The following is a 24,090-nucleotide window of genomic DNA, read 5'->3' as shown; positions in this document are numbered from 1 at the left end:
GCTGTGAATACGACGACGCCACCGCCAAATTTCCAGCTGTCCATCGACCAGTGCTGGGTCCTGCTCGACAGCGAAGTGGTCGGGCGGATTGCCCTGATCGTGGACGGTCATCCGGAGGTCTTCCCGGTGAATTTTGTCCTGCAGCGCCGCTCGATCGTCTTCCGCACCGCCGGCGGGACAAAGCTCTGGGGCGCCATCACGGCCAAGCCGGTGGCGTTTGAAATCGACGGGTACGACACCCACGAGCAGACGGCCTGGAGCGTCGTCGCCCGCGGCGAGGCCGAGCTGATCGAAGACCAGGCGGACAAGGACGCGGTGGACGAACTGCTCCTGGAGCCGTGGCAGCCCGGTGAAAAGAACTACTACGTGCGGCTGGCGCCGAAGGCCCTCACCGGGCGCCGTTTCAAGGTCAACAACCCGGATGTGTGGCACACGCGGCTCGCGGACCCGCGCCGGGCTTCTTTTGAGTAGTCCCGGACTTTGAGCGGTGCCGGGGCTCATCGGCCCCGGTGCCCGGCCCGGCTAACGCTTTTCCGGCGCGTGGACCACCAGGACGGGGCAGTGCGCGTGGGCCACCAGGGCGGAGCTCACCGAGCCGAGCAGCAAGCCGCCGAAACCGCCATGCCCGCGCCGGCCCAGCACCAGCAGGTCCGCGTTGCGGCTCTCCTCCAGCAGCATCCGGCGCGGATGACCCTGGACCAGCCGGATTTCCACGTTGGCAGGAAGGGTGTCACCGAAGGCCTTCACCACGGTTTCCTGCAGGATCTCGCCGGCGCGGACGTCAAAGTCATTGATCCCCATGGCCACGTAGCCGTCGTACACCGGCGGCACGTCCCAGCAGGCCAGCGCCACGATGTTGGCGGACAACGGAAGCGCCAGGCCCTGGGCCTGGCGCAGGGCCTCCACCGAGGCGTCCGATCCGTCGACGCCGACCAGGATGGTCCGGATGCCCGTAGCCTCGCTCATGACTGGTCCCTTCGTCGCGCCCCCGCGGCGCGTAGCTCCAAGGATTCCGCCGCCCCCGCAGCCGGGCTAGGGCCGAAAGTCACGGCCCCGAGGGGGCGCGCGGGCCGCCGTGGGCCGAACGGCCCTTGCCCCGGACCGGCGGCCGGCCGGAGACTGGCTGTGCGGGCCGAAGAAATAATCGGGCCCCGCGACCATTGAGGGCCTCTGGAGGTCACAATGGAAGGTACGACTCCACCACAATTCAGGAACCAGCGGCCAGGGTTCCGCACAAGATGGACGGGCGAAGTCTGTTGCGTACCTGCGACGCGAGCTGGGGAGCTCCGCGGGAAGTGCGGCAGCAACGGCGCCCTGACGGGAGAAACATGATTGCCTGGGCAGATGCCGGTCTCACTGCAGCCGAGGGACACCCGGCTGTGATCCGTGTGTTCATCCTCGACGACCACGAGCTGGTCCGCCGCGGCCTGCAGGAGCTGCTGGAGGGCGAGGGCTTCCTCGTCGTCGGCAGCTCCGGATCTGCGGTGGAGGCGACCCGCCGGATCCCGGCGCTGCACCCGGATGTCTGTGTCCTGGACGCCCGGCTGCCCGACGGCACCGGAATCGAGGTCTGCCGGGACGTGCGCTCCATCGATCCCTCACTGAACTGCATCATCCTCACCAGTTTCGACGACGAGCAGGCCCTGCGCGGTGCCGTCCTCGCCGGCGCCTCCGGTTACGTCCTGAAGGAGATCGGCGGCACCGACCTGATCGGTGCGCTGCGCCGCGCCGCGGCCGGCGAGTCCCTCTTCGAGGACGGCGTCGCTGCCGGGATCGTTGAGAGCCTGGTGGAAACCGAGGAGGTTGATCCGCGCACCGCGGCCCTCACGCCGCAGGAGCGCAGGGTGCTGGAGCTGGTCGGCGGCGGGCTGACGAACCGCCAGATCGCGGCCGAGATGTTCCTGGCCGAAAAGACCGTCAAAAACTACGTCTCGTCCCTGCTGGCCAAACTGGGCTTTGAACGCCGGACCCAGGCGGCGGTCTTCATCGCCAGCCCGGCCGGCGCCCCGGCGGGTACGCCGGACGCTGCCCGGCAGCACAGCGTGCGCTGACGGCTCCGGCGGACAGCCCCGGCTAGAGCGGGACGGACCATTCAACGCTGGTGCCGGCGTCCGGCGCCGTCGTGATGGTGCACTGGCCGTCCAGCATCCGTGCCCGGTCTTCCAGGTTGGCCAGGCCGTTGCGTTCCTGGCTGTCGTTGAACCCGGAGCCGTTGTCCGTGATGACCACCGTGACCTGGCCCTTGATGACGGCGACGGAGACCGAGATGGCATCCGCGCCGGAATGCCGGATGGCGTTGCTCAGCCCTTCCGAGACCACCGCCACCACGTTGTCCGCCTTGTCCGGCGTGACCGCGTCCACCGGCCCGGTCAGCGTGAGCCGGGGCGTGAAGGGCATGGATTTGGCCGAACTGCGGGTCACGCGCCGGATCCTGCCGCTGAGCAGTTCGGTCTCCCCGCTGCTGCTCTTGAGCGAGTAGATGGTGTCCCGCAGGCTGCGGATCGCCTCGTCCAGTTCGCCGGTGACGTTGCGGATACGCTCCGTTGCGAGTTCGTCCTTGGTGAACCGGGTCAGGCTCTGGACGCTCAGCCCGGCGGCAAACAAGCGCTGGATGACCAAGTCGTGCAGGTCCCGGGCGATCCGGTCGCGGTCCGTGAAGACCAGCAGTTCCTCGCGGAGCCGGTGCACCCGGGCTAGTTCCAGAGCCAGGGCCACATGCGAGCCGAAGACGGCCCCCATCTCGACGTCGGTACGGGCGTAGCGCAGCGATTCCTGTTTGCGGGCCAGCAGCAGCAGCCCGTGGTGCGCGCCCTGGGTGCTGAGGGCGACCGCCAGCAGCGGGCCCAGGCAGCCGCCGTCGGTGCCCTCCAGCATCCCGTCTGTGTGCTCGAAAATGACCGGTTCGCCGCCGTTAAGCACGTCCTGCAGCTCGGGTGCGTCAAGGGTCAGGGATTTGCCGGCGAAGTTCTTCGCCCGCTCCCCCGCGGCACCGGCCACGATGTAACCGGGGCCGGACACATCCGGGGCCACAATCAGGGCCAACTGGGAGTCGGACTCCTGCAGCGCCCGGGCCGCGATGGGATCGAGGCCGCCCGAGGTGTAGTCCCGGTCGCTGCCGAGCATCAGCCCGGACACGTCCATGCACGCTTCCAGCCAACGGGCACGGCGCCGGGAGTCGTCGTAAAGTTTCGCGTTCTCGATCGCGACGCCGGCGGCGGCGGCCAGCGCCACCGCAAGCGCCTCATCTTCCGCGGTGAAGTCCCCGCCGCCTTCCTTCTCGGTCAGGTAAAGGTTGCCGAACACGGTGTCCCGGACCCGGACCGGGACGCCGAGGAAGGACTGCATGGGCGGATGGTGCTCCGGGAAACCGTAGGCCTCCGGATGTTTGCGCAGGTCGTGGAGCCGAAGCGGCCTGGGATCGCTGATCAGCAGGCCCAGCACCCCGTGCCCGGTGGGCAGCGGGCCGATCTGCCGGGCGAGTTTGCCGTCGATTCCGACGGTGATGAAGTGGCTGAGCGCATGGTCGTCGCCGATCACGCCGAGGGCGCCGTAGCGGGCATGCAAGAGTCGGCACGCGGACTGCACCACACGTTCCAGCACGGCGTCCAAACTGAGGTCCTCGGCCACGGCGACGACCGCTTCGAGCAGGCCGGCCATGCGCTCCTGGGACTGGAGCAGCTCTCCGGCGCGGGAGACAAAGTCCTTGAGCAGGTCCTCGATCCGGGGGTTGCCGGAGGAGACGATGTCCGGGCTGTTACCAGGTGAATGCATCTTCATTGGCCCCAATTCTCACGACGTACATCCGCGCCGATGACGTGTTGCCAGAATACCCCCATCCGCAGCGCGGGGACCTAAAACGGGCTGAGGTTTGTTACGCCGCCGGGCCGTTATGCCCTAGCCCCACCGCCGCGGGCTGACGTAGGCTCGGCGCCATGAGCACTGATCCGAAAGCTGCCGCCGGCCAGCCCCACGACGTCGAAAACCTGGAGAACCACGAGTGCTGGAGGCTGTTGCGCAGCGTCACGGTGGGCCGGATGGCCGTCTGGGTGGACGACCACCCAGACATCTTCCCGATCAACTACAAGGTGGACCACGGAACCCTCGTGTTCCGCACCGCGGAAGGCACCAAGCTGCAGGCCGCCACCGGAGACACCCCGGTGGCCGTCGAGGCCGACGGCGTGGACGCGGACAGCGGCATCGCCTGGAGCGTGGTCATCAAAGGCCAGGCCGCCGCGGTGAAGAATCAGGAGGAGGTCCTGGACACCGTGGGCCTGCTGCTGTTCCCCTGGCAGGCGGGCAAGAAGGAGCACTTCGTCCGGATCACGCCGGACTCCGTCACCGGTCGGCGTTTCAAGATTGTGCCCCCGCTGACCTGGTGGACGCCGCTGGATGACGCGACCCGCTCCGGTTTCGAATAACCCCCCAGCCCGAACAACCCCCAGCCACGTCGGATGCGGCTGGGGGCGGATTTCAGGCCAGCCGGGTGATCTCCACCGTCACGGCCAGCGCGGAGCCTCCGCCGCCGGACAGGATGCCCTTCAGCGGCGGTACGTCGCGGTAGTCCCGGCCGCGAGCCACGGTCACGTGGAAGTCCCCGGCCGGCTTGTGGTTGGTCGGATCCCAGCTGCGCCACTCGCCGTCCCACCACTCCAGCCACGCATGGGACTGCCCGGCGACCGTCTCGCCGAGCTCCGCCGTCGAACGCGGGTGCAGGTAGCCGGAGACGTACCGGGCCGGGATTCCGCAGCTGCGCAGCGCCCCGATGGCCAGGTGCGCGAGGTCCTGGCAGACGCCCTGGCGCTGGTTCCACGCCTCTTCGGCGTTCGTGGTGACGCCGGTGGAGCCTTTCATGTAGCTCATCTCGCCGCGCATCCATTCGAAGACGGCCATGGCCGCCTCATGCGGGTTGCGTCCCTCGACGACGCCGGGGACGATCGCGAGGACCTCGGCGCCCGGGCCGGTCAGCTGCGACTGCGGGATCCAGTCGCTGAACTGGTTTAGCGTCTCCGGCGCGGCGAGTACGTCCCAGCCCACAATGTCCGCCTCGGCCGGGATCCGCTCCACGCGGTGGACCTCCACCGTGGTGGTGGAGAGGACCTCGAGGTGGTCGTGCGGCATCTGCATGTCGAACGCCGTCACGCGGGTGCCCCAGTAGTCGCGGTAGCTGCTGAGCGCCGCCTGCGACGGCGAGACCTTCATCGAGGACTCCAGCACCACCTGCTGCGGGTCCGTCAGCGGCGTCATCCGTGCCTCGTTGTACGAGAGCGTGACCCGCTTGTTGTACTTGTACGCGGTCTTGTGGGTGATGCTGAGCCGGGTCATGAAACTTCTCCCACCCAGGCCAGTTCGTCTGCCTGATTGAAGTACTTACGGGAAATGGCGTCCGAGGCCTGCGACACGGCCTTCTGCACACGCTCCATGTGTTCGGGCAGTTCGGACATCAGGTCATCGGTGCGGTGGAACTCCAGGAACGTCCGGGCCTGGCCCACGATCCGGCGGGCGTCGTTGATGAACCCGACCCGCTGGGCCGACGGGTCCAGTTTGGCGAGGCAGTCGTCGGCGTCGCGCAGCGCGTAGACGATGGACCGCGGGAACAGCCGGTCCAGCAGCAGGAACTCGGCCGCGTGCTGGTCGCCGAAGGCGGCGCGCCGGGTCCGCAGGAACGACTCATACGCACCGGCGCAGCGGAGCATGTTCACCCAGGACATGCCAGCCGAGAGCACGTCCCGGGTGGAGAGCATCCGCGCGGTCATGTCGGCGCGCTCCAGCGAACGGCCCAGCACCAGGAACAGCCAGCTTTCGTCGTGGCTGACCGTGGTGTCCGCGAGGCCGCTGACCATGGCGGTGCGTTCCAGTACCCAGTTGCAGAAGCGGTACGTGCCCACCACGTCCTTGCGGTGCTGGTTCAGCCCGTAATAGGTGGTGTTCAGGCTTTCCCAGAGCCCGGAGGACACGGTTTCTCTGGCGCGCCGGGCGTTCTCCCGCGCGGCGCCGAGGGACCCGGCGATCGAGGTGGCGCTGTGCTTGTCGTAGGCCAGGGCGTGCAGCAGCTCATCAAGGCCGAAGTCCTCGGACTGCGGCCGGGCGCCCATCACGGCGAGGAGCTCCTGCGCGACGCTGCGCTGTTCCTCTATCGGCAGGTGGTTGAGCCGTTCCAGGTGGACGTCCAGGATGCGGGCGGTGCCGTCGGCGCGTTCCACATAACGGCCGATCCAAAACAGTGACTCGGCGATACGGCTAAGCATTCGCGGCTACCTCCTGCGCGTCGGACTGCTGCTGTTGCTGTTCCTTCTGGCTGTCGCGCCAGTTGCTCTCCACCGGCCAGACCGACACCCGCTCGCGGACCGCGATGGCCGGCCGCGGGATGACCTCGACCGGGACCTGCGGGGAATCCGCCAGCACCCAGGTGTCCTTGGAGCCGCCGCCCTGGCTGGAGTTCACGATCAGGGACCCCTCTTTGAGCGCCACCCGGGTGAGGCCGCCGGGCAGGACCCAGACGTCGTCGCCGTCGTTCACCGCGAAGGGCCGCAGGTCCACGTGCCGCGGGCCGAACTTGTCGCCGCTGAGGGTGGGCACGGTGGAGAGCTGCAGCACCGGCTGCGCGATCCAGCCGCGGGGGTCGGCGATGATGCGTTTGCGCAGGGCCTCGAGCTCGTCCTTGGACGCGTCGGGGCCGATCACGAGGCCCTTGCCGCCGGAGCCGTCCACCGGCTTGACCACCAGCTCGTCGAGCCGGTCCAGCACATGCTCGCGGGCTTCCTTCTCTTCGAGCCGGAAGGTGTCCACGTTGGCGATCACGGGTTCCTCGCTGAGGTAATACCGGATCAGGTCCGGCACGTAGCTGTAGACCAGCTTGTCGTCCGCGACGCCGTTGCCCACCGCGTTGGCGATCGTGACGCCGCCGGCGCGGGCCGCGTTGACCAGCCCCGGGCAGCCCAGCATGGAGTCGGAACGGAACTGCAGCGGGTCCAGGAACTCGTCATCGATCCGCTTGTAGATCACGTCCACACGCTGTTCACCGGCGGTGGTGCGCATGTAGACCCGGTTGCCGCGGCAGATCAGGTCGCGGCCCTCGACCAGTTCGACGCCCATCAGGCCGGCCAGCAGGGTGTGCTCGAAATAGGCGCTGTTGAACACGCCGGGGGTCAGGACCACCACGGTGGGATCGTCGACGCCGGACGGCGCCGTTTTGCGCAGCGCCGACAGCAGCCGGCGCGGGTATTCCTCCACCGGGCGGATGAGCTGCTGGCCGAACGCCTCCGGCAGGCCCTTGGCCATGGCGCGGCGGTTCTCCAGGACGTAACTGACACCGGAGGGGACCCGGACGTTGTCTTCGAGCACCCGGAACGTTCCCGCCGCGTCGCGGACCACGTCGATGCCGGAAATGTGGACACGGACGCCGCCGGCCGGTTCGAAGCCGTGGACCTGGCGGTGGAAGTGCGCGCTGGTGGTCACCAGCTGCCGCGGAATGACGCCGTCGGAGACCACCGTCATCTTGTCGTATACGTCGTTGAGGAACGCTTCGAGGGCACGGACACGCTGGGCTACGCCGCGTTCCAGGACGGTCCACTCATCGGCCGGGATCACCCGGGGCACGATGTCCAGCGGGAAGGGCCGCTCCTCCCCCGCGAAGTCGAAGGTCACGCCGCGGTCCAGGAAGGTCCGGGCCATGGAGTCGGCGCGGGCGGTGACGTCGGCCAGCGAGAGCTCCTGCAGCGCCCCTGCCACCTGCCCGTAGGAGCGCCGGGCCTGCTGGTCCGGGGTGAACATCTCGTCGTAGGCGCCGCTGCGGCCGGCGGCCTCGGAGTAATCCTGGAAAAGGTCAGACATGCCCACTAGCCAACCACCTTTTCGTTACGAAATCATTTCCGCGTATGCCGCGGGGCGTGTTGCGGCTCACGCAGCGATATTTGCCCGGCGGTTGCGGCAAGGTGGGGTGCGTGCCTTTGATCCGCCCCTCCTTCCCGCTCCCCCGCCCGGGCCGCCTGCAGCCGCTGGCGCCCGGCCTGCTCGCCTGCGCTGCCGCCGTCGCCGCCGCCCTCGCCGTCCACCTGCTGCTGCCCGCGCTGCCGGCCATGACCGTGGCCGTGCTGCTGGGGCTGCTTGCCGCGAACCTGCCCGGCGTGTCCGGCTGGAGCGCCGGGGCAGGCCGGGCCGGACTGGACTTCGCCGGCAAGCACCTGATGCGCAGCGGGATCGTGGTGCTGGGGCTCAAGGTCAGTGTGGTGGATGTGCTGGGCCTGGGCGTGCCCGCGCTGTTAGTGATCACCGGGGTGGTGCTGGCGGCGTTCGCCGGCACCTACGGCATCGGCCGGCTGTTCCGGTTGCCGCCGGCGGTGTCCCTGCTGCTCGCGACCGGCTTCGCCATCTGCGGCGCCTCCGCGATCGGTGCGATGGCCGCAGTGCGCCGCATCCGGCAGCAGGACACCGTGCTGCCGATCGCGCTGGTCACGCTCTGCGGCACACTCGCGATCGGCGTCCTGCCGCTGCTGATAGGGCCGCTGGGGCTGGGCCCGGAGGCTTTCGGGGCCTGGGCGGGCGCGTCGGTGCACGACGTCGGGCAGGTCGTCGCCACCGCGCAGACCGCCGGCGCCTCGGCGCTCGCGGTCGCCGTCATCGTCAAGCTCACCCGGGTGCTGCTGCTCGCCCCCATGGTCGCCGCGGCGGGGATCCACCACCGGATCGGGTCCGCCGACGGCGGGAAGCTTCCCCCGGTCGTGCCGCTCTTCGTGGTGGGGTTCATCGCGATGGCTGCCCTGCGGTCCGCCGGCTGGCTTTCCCCCGGGGTGCTCGGGGCGGCCGCGGTGCTGCAGGACGTGCTGCTGGGCATGGCGCTGTTCGGCCTCGGGTCGGCCGTCCGGGTCGGGCACCTGCTGCGGACCGGGACCCCCGCCCTGCTGGCCGCGCTGGCGTCCTGGCTGCTGATCGCCGCGCTGGGACTGGCCGCCGCCGTCGTCCTCATCCCCGGCCGCTGACCGCCCGCCCCGCTGACTTCCGGCCCTGCGGCACCGCCCGTGATTAGATAGCGGAGTGTCGAACCAGAACCTGAGCCGTGACGAAGCGGCAACCCGCTCAGCCCTGATCACCATCCACAGCTACGACGTCTCCCTGGACGTCCGCCAGGCGGCGGATCCCGCGGTTGCCGGCTACACCAGCCGCAGTGTCATCACCTTCTCCGCCGGCGAACCCGGAGCCTCCACCTTCCTGGACTTCATCAGCAGCTCGGTGCACAGCGTTCTCCTCAACGGCAAGGCCCTGCCCGTGGCCGACGTCGTGGACGGCTCCCGGATCCGCCTGGACAACCTGCAGGCCGAAAACCAGGTCACGGTCACCGGCACCGCCCTGTTCAGCACCTCCGGCGAGGGCATGCACCGCTTCTTCGACCCCGCCGACGGCCAGTGCTACCTCTACACCCAGTACGAACCGGCGGACGCCCGGCGCGTGTTCGCGAACTTCGAACAACCCGACCTCAAAGCCGAGTTCACTTTCCACGTGATGGCGCCGTCCGAGTGGCAGGTGTCCTCCAACGGCGCCGAAACCCTCCGTACCCGGCTGACCAGCGACCCGGCAACAAGCCGCTGGGACTTCGCCCCCACCAGGCCGATGTCCACCTACATCACCACCGTGCTCGCCGGCCCTTACTTCAAGGCCGAAGACACCTGGCACGGGGCCCTCGCGGACGGAACCGTGCTGGACGTGCCGCTGGCGCTCTACTGCCGCGCCTCCATGGCACCGTCCTTCGACGCGGCGGAACTGTTCCGGCTCACCAAAAACGGCCTGGGCTTCTTCAACGGCCTCTTCGACTACCCGTACCCCTGGGGCAAGTACGAGCAGGCCTTCGTGCCCGAGTACAACCTCGGCGCCATGGAGAACCCGGGCCTGGTCACGTTCACCGAAAGCTACGTCTTCACCTCCCGGGCCGCCGACTCGCAGTACCAGGGCCGTGCCAACACCCTGCTGCACGAGATGGCGCACATGTGGTTCGGCGACCTCGTCACGATGCGGTGGTGGGACGATCTGTGGCTCAAGGAGTCCTTCGCCGACTACATGGGCACCCTCGGGGTGGACCGCACCACGGACTGGGCGACCGCGTGGGTTAACTTCGCCAACAACCGCAAGGCCTGGGCCTACGTCCAGGACCAGCTGCCCACCACCCACCCGATCGTCGCGGACATCCCGGACCTGGAGGCCGCCAAGCAGAACTTCGACGGCATCACCTACGCCAAGGGTGCCTCGGTGCTCAAGCAGCTGGTGGCTTACGTGGGTTTCGACGCGTTCATCGCCGGCTCGCGCCAGTACTTCCGCGACCACGCCTACGGCAACACCACCTTGGCGGACCTGCTGGCCGCGCTCGGCGCCGCCTCCGGCCGGGACCTCGCCACCTGGGCCCGGCAATGGCTGCAGACCTCGGGCATCTCGACCCTCAGCACCGAGATCGAGGAGCACGACGGCGTCCTGGGCGCCGTGTCCCTGCACCAGCACGCCGACGACCCGATCACCGGCCGCAAGGAGCCGCGCCCGCACCGGCTGCGGATCGGCCTGTACAACCCCGACGCCGCCGGCGCCCTGGTCCGCACCGACAGTGTGGAGACCGACGTCGACGGCGAACGCACCCTGGTGGGCCAGCTCGCCGGCAAGGCCCGCCCGGCGCTGCTGCTCGTCAACGACGAGGACCTCAGCTACGCCAAAGTCCGGCTGGATCCGCATTCCGAGGCCACCGTGCGCGGTTCCCTGGGCTCGATCAGCGACCCGATGGCCCGGGCCCTGTGCTGGACGGCCCTGTGGGACTCCGCCCGGGACGCCGTCACGCCCGCGGCCCGCTACGTCGAGGCCGTGCAGCGCTTCGGCCCCGCCGAGACCGGCATCGGTGTGCTCCTGACTGTCCTGGGCAACGCCGGAACGGCGATCGAACGCTACGTCCCCGCGGCCGCGCGGGGCGCGGTCCGCAGCGGCTTCCTCGGCACAGCGGCCGCGGAACTGGGGAAGACGGCCCCCGGTTCCGACCAGCAGCTGGCCTGGGCGCGCACCGTGGCGGCCACGAGCCGGTACGACGCCGGTCGGCTGGACCTGGTCAGGGGCCTGCTGGACGGCAGCACCGTCATCGAGGGTCTCTCCGTCGACGCGGAGCTCCGCTGGAACCTCTGGCACGCCCTCGCGGCCAACGGGCAGGCGGACTCTGCGCAGCTGGACGCCGAGCTTGACCGGGACAACACGGCCTCGGGCAAGTCCGGGCACGCCACGGCCCTCGCGGCCCGGCCAGACCCTGCGGTCAAGGATGCCGCCTGGGACGCCGCGGTGCACGGCACGGCGCTATCCAACCAGCTGCTCAGCGCCACCATCGCGGGCTTCAACACGGCGCCGGCCGCCCTGCTGGACAACTACGTGGAACCCTACTTCGAGTGCCTCGAACGGGTCTGGGCGGACCGTAGCATCGAGATCGCCAGCCGGATCGTCCGCGGCCTCTACCCGGCTGGCCAGGACCTCGCCCGAGACGGTGGCACCCCCGCGGAACACCCGGTGATCACCCGGACGGACCAGTGGCTGGCCGAACATCCGGACGCGCCGCGGGCCCTGCGCCGGATCATCATCGAACAGCGCAGCCAGTTGCTGCGGGCGCTCACCGCACAGGCGGCCGGCTAGGAACCTCCATCATCCACTGCTGAGAAGCCGCCCTTTTCAGGGGTCAAAACGGCCGCTACGGAGCAGCCGATGGCCAAGATGGCGGCTACGGGACCCGGTGCAGCCACTCCGTGGTGCCGAACTTGGTCGCCACCCGTCGGCGGGCGGCGTCGAGTTCGGCCTCGGTGAGTTCCGCCGGCGTCGCCCCGTACCGTTCGGTGAAGACCTCGATCATGGCCGCGACGATCTCTGCGCGGGCCAACCCGGTCTGGCGCCGCAGCGGATCGACGCGTTTCTTGGCACTGGTGGTGCCCTTGTCGGAGAGCTTCTCCTTGCCGATCCGCAGCACGTCGACCATTTTGTCGGCGTCGATGTCGTAGCTCATGGTGACGTGGTGCAGCATCCCGCCGTTGGCAAGGCGCTTCTGCGCGGCGCCGCCGATCTTCCCTTGGTCGGTGGCGATGTCGTTCAGCGGCACGTAGAAAGCGCTGATGCCCACCTTTTCCAGCGCGGCCATCACCCAGGCGTCCAGGAAAGCGTAGGAGTCGGCGAAGCTGATGCCGTCCACAAGGGTTTGCGGCAGGTAGAGCGAGTAGGTGATGCAATTGCCGGCCTCCATGAACATGGCTCCGCCGCCGCTGATCCGGCGGACCACGCTGATGCCGTGCCGGCTGACGCCGTCGGGGTGGACCTCGTTGCGGACGGACTGGAAACTGCCGATCACCACGGACGGTTCCTCCCAGTCCCAGAACCGCAGCGTCGGGTTGCGGCGCCCGGCACCGACCTCCTCGGTGAGGACCTCGTCCAGGGCCACGTTCACGTGCGTCGGCAGCACGGACGGGCCGATGATGTTCCAATGGTGGTCGCCCCAGCCGGTGGCCTTGGCCAGCGCCCGGCGGACCGCGATGGCGACCGCCTCGGCGGAGAAGCCGAAGAGCACGGCGTCCTCCGGCAGGGCCGCGGTCACGGCCGCGGCCAGGTCCGCCGCGCCGGCGTCCACCGGCAGGCCGGTGAGGCTGCGGTTGATGTCCAGGAGCGCTTCGTCGGGCTCGAGGAAGAAGTCCCCGCTGATCGAGACGTGGGCCAGCACGCCGTCGACGACGTCGAGATCGGCCACCACCAGCTTGCCGCCGGGAACCTTGTACTCTCCGTGGCGCCGCCCCCCGTCGTCCTCGGGGCTGGACGCTGCGGGGGAAGGGAAGGAAGTCATACCCTCAATCCTGCCGCACTGGGCGGCCGAAACAGAACCCGGCCGCAAACCGCAGCGGCCCCAGGCCGATGCCGGCCGGGACGCAAAAAGCCCGCACCGTTACCGGTGCGGGCTTTTCCAAAAGACCTTGGGGAGAAGAAGTTACTTCTTGCCGCCGAAGCCCTTGAAGCGAGCGTTGAAGCGCTCGACGCGGCCTGCAGAGTCCATGATGCGCTGCTTGCCCGTGTAGAACGGGTGGGACTCGGAGGAGATTTCGACGTCGATGACCGGGTAGGTGTTTCCGTCTTCCCACTCGATGGTCTTCGAGGAAGACACGGTGGACTTGGTCAGGAACTTGACGCCGGAAGCCAGGTCGTTGAAAACAACAGCTTCGTACTTCGGGTGGATATCAGACTGCATAATTGGACCTTTGTTCGCGCAACTGGATTTTGCCAGCTGCCAGGTATGAGTGGGAGTGGCCGCCCGGCGCCGAAAGGCGCAGCACGGCCAGCTATCAATAATAGCCCAGATCCTCCGACTGGACGAACCGGCCCGCGGGCGGACTCCCGGGATCCTGCCGACGGCAGCGGCGGCCCGGATGGGGCGTCAGTCGCGGGGCCGCAGTTCCCAGAACGCGACGGCGGACGCGGCCGCGACGTTGAGCGAATCGACGCCGGCGCGCATCGGGATCTTCACGGCCAGGTCGACGGCGGCGAGGGTCGCGTCGCTCATCCCGGCACCCTCGGTGCCGAGTACCAGGGCCAGCCGGTCGGGGTTCCGGGCCGCGAGCACGTCGACATCCACGGCGTCCGGTGTCAGTTCCATGGCGGCGACGAGGAAGCCGTGTTCCTTTAGCACCGCCAGCTCCCCCGGCCAGTCTTCGAGCCGGGCCCACGGGACCTGGAACACGGTGCCCATGCTCACGCGCACGCTGCGCCGGTAGAGCGGGTCCCCGCAGCGCGGGGAGACCAGTACGGCGTCGAGCCCCAGGGCGGCTGCGGACCGGAAGATCGCGCCGACGTTCGTGTGGTCCACGATGTCCTCCAGGACCGCGATCCGGCGGGCGCCGGCGAGCAGCTCGGGCAGCGGCACGGGAGCGGGGCGGTGCATGGCTGCCATTGCGCCGCGGTGCAGGTGGAAGCCGGTAATCTCCTCCAGCAGCGCGGCCGAGCCGATGTACACCGGCACGTCCGGGTACGCCTCAAAGACGTCGGCGAGGTCCTGCAGCCATTTCTCGGCAAGGAAGAACGAGCGGGGCCGGTGCCCGGCGGCGAGGGCGCGGCGCAGGACCCGGGAGGACTCCGCGATGTACATGCCTTCAGCGGGTTCGCGGAGCTTGCGCAGGTGCACGTCGGTCAACTGGGTGTAGTCCGCGACTCGGGGGTCGTCGGCGGATTCGAGGTAGTGGAAGCTCATGGTCCGGTCAATTCACCAGCTTGGCGATCATAAAGCCCAGGGCCACGGTTCCCAGGATGAAGATGACACCGCGCAGCACGGGCGGCGACAGGCGGCGGCCCACCTTGGAACCGACCAGGCCGCCGATCAACGAACTGACGGCGATCAGCCCGACGGCGGGCCAGCTGATCCGGTCGAAGGCGAACAGCAGGTAGGACGCTGCGGCGACGAGGTTCACGCCGAGGACCAGGATGTTCTTCATGGCGTTGGCGTTCTGCATGGTGCCGGCCATAAATACCCCGAGGATGCCGACCAGCAGGATGCCCTGCGCCGCGACAAAGTAGCCGCCGTAGACGCCCGCGAGGTACACCAGGACCACCAGCAGGATCCCGTGCCGTTTGTCCCGGATGGCGTGCTCCGGGTTCTCTTCGCGGTTCTGCACCCAGCGTTGCAGCCTGGGCTGGAACACCACCATCAGCAGGGCCACCACGATCAGGGCGGGCGCAGCGTAGTGGAAAACCTGCTCCGGCAGGTGCAGCAGCAGGTAGGCGCCGGTGATGCCGCCCAGCAGCGAGGCCGGCAGCAGCTTCAGGAGCTGGTTCCGCCGCCCGGCGAGCTCCTTGCGGTACCCCCAGGCCCCGGCCGCGCTGCCGGCCACCAGGCCCATGGCGTTGCTGATCGAGGCGGTCACCGGGGCGAAGCCGAGGGCAATCAGCACCGGGAACGTCACCAGGGTGCCGGAGCCGACCACGCTGTTGATGGTGCCGGCCCAGAGGCCGGCGAAGAAAATGAAGACGCTACTGAGGAACTCCACGCGCTGTCAGCGGGCCCTTCAGCGGCGGGCGGTGGCGGTGTACCGGCCGCCGGACACACTGACGTCGAGGTCGACGCCGAAGGTCTTGCTGAGGTTTTCCGCGGTCAGCACGTCTGCCAGCGGGCCGGAGGCGACCACGCCGCCGTCGCGCATCAGCAGGGCGTGCGTGAATCCCGGGGGGACTTCTTCGAGGTGGTGCGTGACCAGCACGATCGCGGGGGCCGCCTCGTCCCGGGCGAGCTCGCTGAGCCGGTGGACGAGGTCCTCGCGACCGCCCAGGTCCAGGCCGGCGGCGGGCTCGTCGAGCAGGAGCAGTTCCGGGTCCGTCATGAGGGCGCGGGCGATCTGCACGCGCTTGCGTTCGCCCTCGGAGAGCGACGCGAAGGGGCGGTTGAGCAGCGGGCCCATCCCCCATTCGTTGAGCAGGGCGAAGGCGCGGCGTTCGTCGTCCTTTTCGTAGCCCTCGCGCCAGCGGCCGGTGACGCCGTAGGCGGCGGTCACGACGACGTTGAGGACCTTTTCGTGCTCGGGGATCTGGTTGGCGAGGGCGGCGGAGGACAGGCCGATCCGCGGGCGGAGTTCGAAGACGTCCACGGCGCCGAGGATTTCTTCGAGGATCCCCGCCATGCCGCTGGTCGGGTGGAGGCGGGCGGCGGCCACCTGCAGCAGAGTGGTCTTGCCGGCGCCGTTGGGACCCAGGATCACCCAACGCTCGCCTTCCTTGACCTGCCAGTCAACCTTGTCCAGGAGCGTTTTTGCCCCACGTACAACGCTGACGGCGGCCATTTCAAGAACATCACTCATAGGAGTAGACACTAGGACAAAAAAGCGGACGACTGATAACCGGGCGGGCGGCCCCGCGGCGGTGTCCCCCGGGCGCGTCACCGGCGCGAAACGAATTCAGGGCGGCTGCGGCCCGCTCGCTAGGATTGAGGCCATGAGTTCGAACGTGACCGCGGTCAGCTACGGCGTCAATTTGTCCCTTCCCGAAGTAGAGCAGCTGCGCCGGTCGCTGGCCGGGGCGGGACTGTCCGTCGGCGCCGAAAGCACCGCCGGCGACGGCCGTTTCTCGGTGTACTCAGCCGAGTGCACGATGCCGGACGCCCCCACGGCGGCCGGGCTGGCCGGGCTCCGCCGGAGCATCGCCGCGGCAGGGATTGACGGCGTCGACACGGCGATTGTCCCCGCCGCCCTGCGGGAGGCCCCGCGGAAGTTCCTGATCATGGACGTGGACTCCACGCTGATCCGGCAGGAAGTCATTGAGCTTCTGGCGGCTTACGCCGGCAAGCGCGAGGAAGTGACGGCCGTGACCGAGGCGGCCATGCGCGGGGAACTGGACTTCGCGCAGAGCCTGCACGCCCGCGTGGCGGTGCTCGCCGGGCTGCCGGCCGACGTCGTCGAGTCCGTCCGCGCGGAGGTGACCCTGAGCGACGGGGCCGCCGAGCTGGTGGCGGCCTTCAAAGCGGCCGGGCACGCCGTCGCCGTCGTCTCGGGCGGCTTCAACCAGATCCTGCGGCCGATTGCCGAGGAGCTGGGGATGGACTACTGGATCGCCAACGAACTGGAAATTGTGGACGGTGCGCTGACCGGGAAAGTGCTCGGCGACGTCGTGGACCGCGCCGCCAAGGAAAAGTACCTGCGGGAGTGGGCCGCGGCCGAGGGTATCCCGATGGAGCACACCATCGCGGTGGGCGACGGGGCCAATGACCTGGACATGTTGGGCGCGGCCGGCATCGGGGTCGCGTTCAACGCCAAGCCGGCCGTCCGCGCGGTGGCGGACGCGGCCGTGAACATGCCGTACCTCGACGCCGTCCGGCACATCGCCGGCGTCTAGGCCCCGGCGGGGCCCGGCGTTAACGCGAGGTCGGCCTCCGCGTGGCCGGCGTTAACGCCAGATGACACTCGGCGGCAGTGTTCTTGAAAAACACTGCCGCCAAGTGCCATCTCGGCGGTTGCTAGTTGCTGCCCGCGCCGCTCGACTTGTCGAAGTAGTCGGCGCCGCCGACGTATTCGGTGTGGCCGGTCTCGACGTCGGCGGTGGCCATCTTGGCGACCTCGGCGGCAAATTCCTTGACCGAGTACAGCTTGCCGGCCTCGGCGCGGCGGGCCTCGATGGCGCCCGGGTTGGAGCGGTCCAGGAGCGTCGCGGTGACGGTGCCTTCGATCATGTCGCCGGAGACCACCACCAGGGAGATGCCCTTGTCGGCGAGGCTCGGAACGAGCTCCCGGAGCGCGTCCTCGCCGGCGCGCTTGCTGCGGGCGACGGGCTCGTACTCGGGCATGGTGGGCACGGTTTCGATGAAGTGGGCCTGGTGGCTGGTCACAAAGACCACCCGCGAGCCTTCCGACATCAGCGGCACGGCGGCGTTGAGCATGTTCACCTGGGCGTCGCGGTTGAGCTTCAGCGCGTAGCCTTCTTCCATGCCGGACTCCATGCCGCCGGAGGCGTTGAGCACCAGCAGATCCAGCGAGCCGAAGTTTTCCATCGCCGCGCTGGCCAGGGCCTGGACGCCTTCCTGCGTGGTGAGGTCAGCGCCCACGGCTGCGGCCCGGCCGCCCGCTGCCTCAATTTCCGCGACCACCTTGTTGGCGCGCGGCGCCTTCTGGCGGTAGTTCACGACGACGGCGGCACCCTCGGCGGCGAGGAACTTCGCCACCTCTGCGCCAATGCCGCGCGACGAACCGGTAACGATCGCGGTCTTGTTGTCCAGCAGTCCCATTCGAGCTCCTTTGTTCCAAACGTCCAAATACTGTGGGGTCTGCTGTCCATCATGCCAGCGGTCCGCAGCAATTCGGTTGTCCAGGGTCCACAAAGAAGCCGCGCAGGCCTAGTTCGGGTGGTTGCGGGATCCGGGTCCCGGCGGTCGCTCCGCGGGGCATGCCCTCCGGGTGCGTCCGGCATTGGACATAGTGCCCATATGCCCACCCGCCGCGACGAAGACTGGGCTTGTCCCCCGAGCCGCAGATTCCTCGGGTCGGGGCATGCCCTCCGGGTGCGTCAGGCACTGGACGTAACACCCGCGCCTGTTGCGGCGGCGTGCGGCGGCGTAGGCTCGCGGCCATGGGGAGCCAAGGCACCGCATCCACGCCGGAGGACGTCTTTTACGGGTCGCCCCGGGGCCTAGCCCTGTACCGCGTCGTGGAGCGGATGCTTACCGGACCCGCGCCGCTCGCAGCAGGTCGGCTCTCAGCTGGTCCGCCTGCAGTCGGCCCGGACGCCGTCGATCCGCCTGAAATCAGGGCAACCAAAAGCCAGGTCGCCTTCCGCGGGCGGCGCCGCGGCTTCGCCTATGTCTGGTGGCCCGGGCGCTACGTCCGCTCCGACGTGCCGGCCGTGCTCTCGATTGCCGCGGGCAGCCGGATCGACTCGCCCCGGTTCAAATCGGTGGTGCACCCGTCACCCGGACTGTGGATGCACCATCTGGAGCTTCGTTCCGCGGAGGACCTCGACGCCGAAGTGGCGGGCTGGCTGAAGCAGGCACGGGACGAGGCTGACTAAAGTCGCCCGTACGGCGCCTGTCCGCAAGCCAACCGAGAGCCAACCGGCCGGCTCCCCCAAGGACCTGCGGGAACCTGCGAAGGCCCGCGGTGAGGTGCCGGCCGGCGGTGAGGCGGACCTGCGTCAGCCCCGGTCGACCTTGATCTTTTTGGTCGTCTCGCCCGGCGCCGTAACGGGGGCCGGCGCGCGCACTTCCAGGACGCCGTCCTTGTAGCTGGCGGTGATGTCTTCTTCCTTGGCCCCGGCCGGCAGGGCGATGCTGCGCAGGAAAGAGCCGTAGCGGAACTCCGAACGGTAGCCCGTCTTGCTCTTGTGCTCGGTCTTTTCCTCGCGTTCGGCCCTGATATGCAGCATGCCTTCGCTGACCGACACGTCGACGTCCTTGTCGGGATCGATGCCGGGAACCTCCGCCCGCACCACCAGGGTGTTTCCGTCCTGGAACTGCTCCACCTTGATGGTCGAGGCCATCGTCAGGTCGCCGTCGAGGAAACGGCGGACGGGCTCCAACATGTCCGAAGGCGCCCACTTGCTGAGATCAGCCATGATAATCCTCCTGGGTCCACGCCCCTGCCTTGGCGCGGTCAGGGGCTGTAAGACCATTACACGCCCCAGGCCGCGGCGCCGCCTAGGGCCAAAGGCCCGGCCCCGGGCGGAACCCGCCGGGGCAGTCGGACGCTGCAGCCGCCGTCGTCCGCGGAACCGACAAACGTAGCCCGGCCCGGCCCAGGCCTAGTGGCCCATGCCGAGGCCGCCGTCGACCGGGATAACCGCGCCGGAGACGTAGGCCGCCTCATCGCTGGCGATCCAGCGGACGACGTCGGCGACTTCCGATGCCTCCGCAAACCGGCCCGCGGGAACCTTGGACAGGTAGTCCTTCTGCGTGGCTTCGGGCAGTTCGGCGGTCATGTCCGTGTTGATGAAGCCGGGCGCCACCACGTTGGCGGTGATGCCGCGTGCGCCAAGTTCGCGGGTGAGGGAGCGGGCGATGCCGACGAGGCCGGCCTTGGACGCGGAGTAGTTGATCTGGCCGGGGGCGCCGTAGAGGCCGGACACGGAGGAAATCAGCACCACGCGGCCCTTGCGGGCCCGGATCATGCCCTTGGAGGCGCGCTTGATGACGCGGAAGGCGCCGGTGAGGTTCGTGTCGATCACCGAGGTGAAGTCGTCCTCGCTCATCCGCATCAGGAGGGTGTCCTTGGTGATGCCGGCGTTGGCGACGAGGACCTCCACGGGCCCGTGCGCCGCCTCGACTTCGGCAAACGCGGCGTCCACGGAGGCCTCGTCCGTGACGTCGGCCTTGACCCCGAGGATGCCGGCCGGGAGCGTCGTCTCGCTGCGGTAGGTCACAGCGACCTTGTCGCCGTTGGCCAGGAAGGATTCGGCGATGGCGAGGCCGATGCCCCGGTTGCCGCCGGTGATGAGGACGCTGCGGCCGGTGGAGGTTGCTTCAGACATATTGGGCTCCGGGATTCTGCGGCTCACTGGCACCGCGTTGGGTGGGCTGGATTTTCCTGCCTCCGATCTTAGCCTCCGGCGCGAACGTCCCCGGCCCGGCGCCGGCCGGCTGTTTGGGTGCCCCCGCCGATGGTGAGAGAATTAAGGGAAGCCTATGGAGCGTGATCTGACAGCCGTGACAAACAAGAACCGACCCGGTGAGCGGTCGTCCGGGGAGTATTCCGGTGACACCGAGGTCCATAGCATTACCGACGCCGCCGCCGCCCACTCGGAAGAGATGCGCCAGCGGATGATCAAGTATGCCGTGGCCATGGGCATCCGCATGGTCTGCCTGATTCTTGTGTTCGTGGTGGATGGCTGGTTCAAGGTGCTTCCTATCATCGGAGCCGTCTTCCTGCCCTGGTTTGCAGTGGTCATCGCCAACGGCAGCGACCGCGCCGAAGTCCACAGCGAGTCTCTGATCGACTACGTCCCGATGGCCGAACTGGACGCGCCCCGCCCGGAGGAAACTCCCGGCCAGGGCCCGCCGGCGGCGGACAACGCCCCCATCACGCTGCTCCAGGGTGAGCTGATTGACGACGACGACGAGGACCACAGGCGGGCTGCTTCATGAACATTTTTGACCTGGCCGGCACTGCTGCCGCGCCTGCAACAGCGATGTGCTCGCGCAAGGCCTGCCGCGCCGACGCCGAGTGGCAGCTGCTCTGGAACAATCCGAAGATCCACACCCCGGAGCGCCGCAAAACCTGGCTCGCCTGCCCGGAACACCGCGCCTGGCTGGAGGATTACCTGCAGACGCGCGGGCTCTGGAAGGCCACGGTCCCGCTGGACGCCGCTGCCGGCAACGGCGCGAAGTCCCCCATTGTTCCGGGCAGGGCCAGCTGAATGTACCGCTTCCTTTTCTCCAGCAAGTGGCTGGGTTACCTGCTGCTGGCCGCCATTTTTGCCACCGCGTGCGTGTTCCTGGGCCGCTGGCAGATGGACCGCCGCGCCGAGACCCTCGCCGAGATCAACCGCGTCGTCTCGAATTACTCAGCCGCCCCGATTCCCTTCGCGGACGCCCGGGACCAGTTCATCAAGCTCGACGCCGACCGGGAGTGGACGCAGGTGGCACTGCGCGGCCGCTACGACGAAGCCGGACAGCGGATTGTCCGCAACCGCCCGCTCAACGGACAACCCGGCTATGAGGTGGTGGTCCCGTTCAAGCTGGAGTCCGGTGAAACGGTCGTGATCGACCGCGGCTGGCTTCCGATTGGCAACAAGACTCCCGGAAGCCCGGACTCGGTCCCGGCTCCGCCGTCCGGCAACGTCACTGTGGTGGCCCGGCTCAAGCCTGCCGAGCCGGAGCTGCAGCGCGGCGCCCCGGATGGACAGCTCGCGTCGATCGACCTGGCCGCCTACTCGTCCCAGCTCGGATATCCGCTGCTCACCGGCGCCTACGGACAACTGGCTTCGGAAACACCGCCGGTAACGGACATGCCCGTCGGCTTCCCCAAGCCCTCCACCGAGGAAGGCACCCACCTGTCCTATTCACTGCAGTGGTTTGCCTTCGGCGTCCTCATGTTCGTCGGCTTCGGTTACGCGGCGCGCCAGCAGGCCCGGAACGCCGCGATCGATGCGGAGGACGCTGAGGGCCAGGACGCCGGGGACGGATACCTGCACGCGAGCAATCCGGCCCCCCGCCGCCGGCCAGTTCCCCGCAAACGCAAGACTGCCACGGCCGAGGAAGAGGAAGACGCGATCCTGGACGCCCAGGGATTCTGAAGGAGCACCGCATGGACCCCGACGCCGTCGCCAACGTCCGGCGCGCGCTCCTCGCGGCGGGCGCCGCGGATACCGTATCAATCTTTGAGTCCCCGGTGCCGACGGCGACGGCCGCTGCCGACGCCTTGGCCTGCGACGTCGCGGCGATCACCAACAGCCTCATCTTTGACCTGGACGGTGCTCCCCTGCTGATCCTTGCCAGCGGCGCAGCCAAGGTCGACGTCCGCAAGGTTGAAGCCCGCCTCGGCTCCGGGAAGATCCGCCGCGCCTCCCCCGACTTCGTCCTGCACCACACGGGCCAGCGCGTAGGCGGAGTGGCCCCGCTCGGCCACCCAACGAAGATCAGGACCCTACTGGACGAGTCCCTCTCAGCCCACCCGATCCTCTGGGCCGGCGCCGGAGACCACAACGCCATGTTCTCCATCACCTACCAAGAACTCCACCGCATCACCGGCGCGGAACAAATGCCCGTCCGCTAACGCGAGAAGGTGAAGGCCCCCGAGCGTGTCGACGCCAACGCACGAGCGCAGCGGCGCGGGTGATTTGTGTAGCTTGCGTCAAAGGCGAGGAACGAGCCAGCAAGCGGCAAATCGCGCGTGCCGAGGCGCGGAGGTGACCAGAAGGGACTGCCCAGAGGGCCTACGCCAGCGTGATCAAATCCAGGTAGTCCTCGTTCCAGAGGTCCTCGACCCCATCAGGCAGCAGCACGACGCGCTCCGGGTTGAGTGCCTCGACGGCCCCCTCGTCGTGGCTCACCAGCACGACGGCGCCCGTGTAGTTGCGCAGCGCGCCCAGGATCTCGGAGCGGCTGGCGGGGTCGAGGTTGTTGGTGGGCTCGTCCAGGAGCAGCACGTTGGCGCTGGACGCCACGATGGTGGCCAGCGCCAGCCGGGTTTTCTCACCGCCGGAGAGCACACCGGCGGGCTTGTCGACGTCGTCGCCGGAGAACAGGAACGAGCCCAGAATGCCGCGGACCTCGGAGTCGTTCATGTCCGGCGCGGCCGAGCGCATGTTCTGCAGCACGGTGCGGTCGACGTCGAGCGTCTCATGCTCCTGCGCGTAGTAGCCCACCTTGAGGCCGTGGCCGGGGATGACTTCGCCGGTGTCGGGCTTGTCGACGCCGGCGAGCATGCGCAGCAGCGTCGTTTTGCCGGCGCCGTTGAGACCCAGGATGACCACCTTGGAGCCGCGGTCGATCGCGAGGTCGACGTCGGTGAAGATCTCCAGCGACCCGTAGGACTTGCTGAGGCCGTCGGCGGTAAGCGGGGTCTTGCCGCACGGCGACGGGTCCGGGAAGCGCAGGGCCGCCACACGGTCATTCTCGCGGACCGCCTCGAGGCCGCCCAGCAGCCGTTCAGCGCGCTTGGCCATGTTCTGTGCGGCGACGGCCTTGGTGGCCTTGGCGCGCATCTTGTTGGCCTGGTCCATGAGGACCTGCGCCTTCTTTTCCGCGTTGGCGCGCTCCCGCTTGCGGGCACGCTCATCGGTTTCGCGCTGGGTCAGGTAACGCTTCCAGTCCATGTTGTAGAAGTCGATCTGCGCGCGGTTGGCGTCCAGCAGGAAGACCTTGTTCACCGTGGCCTCGAGCAGCTCGGTGTCGTGGCTGATCACGATCAGGCCGCCCTGGTGGTTCTTGAGGAACTCGCGCAGCCAGGCGATGGAATCGGCATCGAGGTGGTTGGTGGGCTCATCGAGGAGCATGGTCTCGGCGTCGGAGTACAGGATGCGTGCCAGCTCCACGCGGCGGCGCTGGCCGCCGGAGAGAGTCTTCAGCGGCTGGTTCAGCAGCCGGTCCGGGAGGGCCAGGTTGGAGCAGATTGCGGCGGCTTCGGCCTCGGCGGCGTAGCCGCCCGCGGCCAGGAATTCCGATTCCAGCCGGTCGTAGCGGTTCATGGCCTTGCGCTGGACGTCGGCGTTCTCGCTGGCCATCTCTTCGTGGGCGACCCGGAGCTTGCCGACGGCGATGTCCAGGCCGCGGGCGGAGAGGATGCGGTCCCGGGCCAACTGCTCCATGTCCGGCGTGCGGGGGTCCTGCGGCAGGTAGCCGATCTCGCCGCTGCGGGTCACCTTTCCGGCGGCGGGCAGGCCTTCGCCGGCCAGCACCCGGGTCAGCGTGGTCTTGCCTGCACCGTTACGGCCAACGAGGCCGATCTTGTCTCCCTTGTCGATCCGGAAGCTCACCTGGTCCATAAGCAGACGGGCGCCGGCGCGCAGTTCGAGATCCTGGACGGTAATCAATGCAGCTAAGGCCTTTCACAACAGGGAACGCCGCGGCACAACGGATGAAGTCTGGACGGGGCCGGGGCAGTGTGGCCAAGAGTTCGGCCTCTACCAGTCTACCGGCACCTCCCCTGC

At 68.7% G+C, this 24,090-nt stretch carries 25 protein-coding genes; 11 read left to right on the top strand and 14 right to left on the bottom strand.

All coding sequences use genetic code 11. From position 1 onward, the window contains the following. Positions 1–3 precede the first annotated feature (3 nt). Positions 4–471 (top strand): pyridoxamine 5'-phosphate oxidase family protein, encoded by a 468-nt coding sequence (locus AC1MBE_RS00870; RefSeq protein ID WP_479780163.1) that lies wholly within the window; start codon positions 4–6, stop codon positions 469–471. Between the two features lie 51 nt (positions 472–522). Here AC1MBE_RS00870 and AC1MBE_RS00865 read toward each other — a convergent pair whose 3' ends face one another. Further along, positions 523–966 carry a universal stress protein gene (locus AC1MBE_RS00865; RefSeq protein WP_479780161.1) on the bottom strand — a complete coding sequence of 148 codons (444 nt, stop codon included), beginning with the start codon at positions 964–966 and terminating at the stop codon, positions 523–525. A gap of 362 nt (positions 967–1,328) precedes the next feature. On the opposite strand from AC1MBE_RS00865, the gene AC1MBE_RS00860 reads away from it, so the two are divergent. Next, complete coding sequence (locus AC1MBE_RS00860) at positions 1,329–2,051, top strand: response regulator (protein ID WP_479780159.1); 723 nt, start codon at positions 1,329–1,331, stop codon at positions 2,049–2,051. 22 nt (positions 2,052–2,073) lie between these two features. Here the strand turns inward: AC1MBE_RS00860 and AC1MBE_RS00855 are convergent, their stop codons facing one another. Then, positions 2,074–3,771: a GAF domain-containing sensor histidine kinase gene (locus AC1MBE_RS00855; protein ID WP_479782708.1), complete on the bottom strand. Its 1,698-nt coding sequence runs from the start codon at positions 3,769–3,771 to the stop codon at positions 2,074–2,076. A 161-nt stretch (positions 3,772–3,932) separates the two neighbouring features. On the opposite strand from AC1MBE_RS00855, the gene AC1MBE_RS00850 reads away from it, so the two are divergent. Next, positions 3,933–4,418 carry a pyridoxamine 5'-phosphate oxidase family protein gene (locus AC1MBE_RS00850; protein ID WP_346958112.1) on the top strand — a complete coding sequence of 162 codons (486 nt, stop codon included), beginning with the start codon at positions 3,933–3,935 and terminating at the stop codon, positions 4,416–4,418. A 52-nt stretch (positions 4,419–4,470) separates the two neighbouring features. Here the strand turns inward: AC1MBE_RS00850 and AC1MBE_RS00845 are convergent, their stop codons facing one another. Genes AC1MBE_RS00845 through AC1MBE_RS00835 form a run of 3 tightly spaced genes read right to left on the bottom strand, consistent with a single transcriptional unit; the run spans position 4,471 to position 7,830 of the window. Beyond that, on the bottom strand, positions 4,471–5,322 hold the full coding sequence (locus AC1MBE_RS00845; RefSeq protein ID WP_346958113.1) for a transglutaminase family protein: 852 nt from the start codon (positions 5,320–5,322) through the stop codon (positions 4,471–4,473). Continuing rightward, positions 5,319–6,245, bottom strand: coding sequence for an alpha-E domain-containing protein (locus AC1MBE_RS00840; protein WP_479780157.1), 927 nt, complete (start codon positions 6,243–6,245; stop codon positions 5,319–5,321). Before AC1MBE_RS00840 ends, AC1MBE_RS00845 begins: the two co-directional genes overlap by 4 nt. Next, a complete protein-coding gene (locus tag AC1MBE_RS00835) occupies positions 6,238–7,830 on the bottom strand; it encodes a circularly permuted type 2 ATP-grasp protein (protein ID WP_479780155.1) in 1,593 nt (530 codons plus the stop codon). The genes AC1MBE_RS00840 and AC1MBE_RS00835 overlap by 8 nt, the downstream gene beginning before the upstream one ends. A gap of 110 nt (positions 7,831–7,940) precedes the next feature. On the opposite strand from AC1MBE_RS00835, the gene AC1MBE_RS00830 reads away from it, so the two are divergent. After that, positions 7,941–8,975, top strand: coding sequence for a YeiH family protein (locus AC1MBE_RS00830; RefSeq protein WP_479780154.1), 1,035 nt, complete (start codon positions 7,941–7,943; stop codon positions 8,973–8,975). Positions 8,976–9,030: 55 nt separating this feature from the next. Beyond that, a complete protein-coding gene (pepN, locus tag AC1MBE_RS00825) occupies positions 9,031–11,640 on the top strand; it encodes an aminopeptidase N (protein ID WP_479780152.1) in 2,610 nt (869 codons plus the stop codon). Between the two features lie 85 nt (positions 11,641–11,725). Here pepN and lplAB read toward each other — a convergent pair whose 3' ends face one another. The 5 genes from lplAB to AC1MBE_RS00800 form a co-directional block, all read right to left on the bottom strand. Next, positions 11,726–12,829, bottom strand: coding sequence for a lipoate-protein ligase LplAB (gene lplAB / locus AC1MBE_RS00820; RefSeq protein ID WP_479780150.1), 1,104 nt, complete (start codon positions 12,827–12,829; stop codon positions 11,726–11,728). A gap of 141 nt (positions 12,830–12,970) precedes the next feature. Continuing rightward, positions 12,971–13,228, bottom strand: a complete 258-nt coding sequence (locus AC1MBE_RS00815) for a type B 50S ribosomal protein L31 (protein ID WP_056739465.1) — start codon at positions 13,226–13,228, stop codon at positions 12,971–12,973. 186 nt (positions 13,229–13,414) lie between these two features. Further along, positions 13,415–14,224 carry a TrmH family RNA methyltransferase gene (locus AC1MBE_RS00810; RefSeq protein WP_479780148.1) on the bottom strand — a complete coding sequence of 270 codons (810 nt, stop codon included), beginning with the start codon at positions 14,222–14,224 and terminating at the stop codon, positions 13,415–13,417. Between the two features lie 7 nt (positions 14,225–14,231). Beyond that, the gene (locus AC1MBE_RS00805; RefSeq protein WP_479780147.1) at positions 14,232–15,017 is read right to left on the bottom strand and encodes a sulfite exporter TauE/SafE family protein; all 786 of its coding nucleotides are present in this window, start codon (positions 15,015–15,017) and stop codon (positions 14,232–14,234) included. 18 nt (positions 15,018–15,035) lie between these two features. Then, a complete protein-coding gene (locus AC1MBE_RS00800) occupies positions 15,036–15,821 on the bottom strand; it encodes an ABC transporter ATP-binding protein (RefSeq protein WP_479780145.1) in 786 nt (261 codons plus the stop codon). A 133-nt stretch (positions 15,822–15,954) separates the two neighbouring features. Here AC1MBE_RS00800 and serB point away from each other — a divergent pair, with 133 nt between their 5' ends. Then, positions 15,955–16,851: a phosphoserine phosphatase SerB gene (serB, locus tag AC1MBE_RS00795; protein ID WP_479780143.1), complete on the top strand. Its 897-nt coding sequence runs from the start codon at positions 15,955–15,957 to the stop codon at positions 16,849–16,851. 121 nt (positions 16,852–16,972) lie between these two features. Here the strand turns inward: serB and AC1MBE_RS00790 are convergent, their stop codons facing one another. Further along, positions 16,973–17,737, bottom strand: coding sequence for an SDR family oxidoreductase (locus AC1MBE_RS00790; protein WP_479780141.1), 765 nt, complete (start codon positions 17,735–17,737; stop codon positions 16,973–16,975). A gap of 341 nt (positions 17,738–18,078) precedes the next feature. On the opposite strand from AC1MBE_RS00790, the gene AC1MBE_RS00785 reads away from it, so the two are divergent. Next, complete coding sequence (locus AC1MBE_RS00785; protein ID WP_479780140.1) at positions 18,079–18,516, top strand: DUF5655 domain-containing protein; 438 nt, start codon at positions 18,079–18,081, stop codon at positions 18,514–18,516. Positions 18,517–18,639: 123 nt separating this feature from the next. Here AC1MBE_RS00785 and AC1MBE_RS00780 read toward each other — a convergent pair whose 3' ends face one another. After that, a complete protein-coding gene (locus tag AC1MBE_RS00780; RefSeq protein WP_479780138.1) occupies positions 18,640–19,059 on the bottom strand; it encodes an Hsp20/alpha crystallin family protein in 420 nt (139 codons plus the stop codon). 186 nt (positions 19,060–19,245) lie between these two features. Continuing rightward, positions 19,246–19,971, bottom strand: a complete 726-nt coding sequence (gene fabG / locus AC1MBE_RS00775) for a 3-oxoacyl-ACP reductase FabG (protein ID WP_479780136.1) — start codon at positions 19,969–19,971, stop codon at positions 19,246–19,248. A 154-nt stretch (positions 19,972–20,125) separates the two neighbouring features. Here fabG and AC1MBE_RS00770 point away from each other — a divergent pair, with 154 nt between their 5' ends. The 4 genes from AC1MBE_RS00770 to AC1MBE_RS00755 are packed head-to-tail and all read left to right on the top strand — an operon-like array spanning position 20,126 to position 22,214. Continuing rightward, positions 20,126–20,584 (top strand): DUF3099 domain-containing protein, encoded by a 459-nt coding sequence (locus AC1MBE_RS00770; RefSeq protein ID WP_479780135.1) that lies wholly within the window; start codon positions 20,126–20,128, stop codon positions 20,582–20,584. Continuing rightward, positions 20,581–20,856: a hypothetical protein gene (locus tag AC1MBE_RS00765; RefSeq protein ID WP_479780134.1), complete on the top strand. Its 276-nt coding sequence runs from the start codon at positions 20,581–20,583 to the stop codon at positions 20,854–20,856. Before AC1MBE_RS00770 ends, AC1MBE_RS00765 begins: the two co-directional genes overlap by 4 nt. After that, a complete protein-coding gene (locus AC1MBE_RS00760; protein WP_479780132.1) occupies positions 20,857–21,735 on the top strand; it encodes an SURF1 family cytochrome oxidase biogenesis protein in 879 nt (292 codons plus the stop codon). Positions 21,736–21,746: 11 nt separating this feature from the next. Beyond that, the gene (locus AC1MBE_RS00755) at positions 21,747–22,214 is read left to right on the top strand and encodes a YbaK/EbsC family protein (protein WP_479780130.1); all 468 of its coding nucleotides are present in this window, start codon (positions 21,747–21,749) and stop codon (positions 22,212–22,214) included. A 160-nt stretch (positions 22,215–22,374) separates the two neighbouring features. On the opposite strand, the gene AC1MBE_RS00750 is transcribed toward AC1MBE_RS00755, so the two are convergent. Beyond that, the gene (locus AC1MBE_RS00750) at positions 22,375–23,973 is read right to left on the bottom strand and encodes an ABC-F family ATP-binding cassette domain-containing protein (protein WP_479780128.1); all 1,599 of its coding nucleotides are present in this window, start codon (positions 23,971–23,973) and stop codon (positions 22,375–22,377) included. Positions 23,974–24,090: the final 117 nt, after the last annotated feature.

It is taken from the genome of Arthrobacter sp. BG5 (genome assembly GCF_056680155.1).
This window is presented reverse-complemented; position numbering and strand designations above follow the sequence as displayed.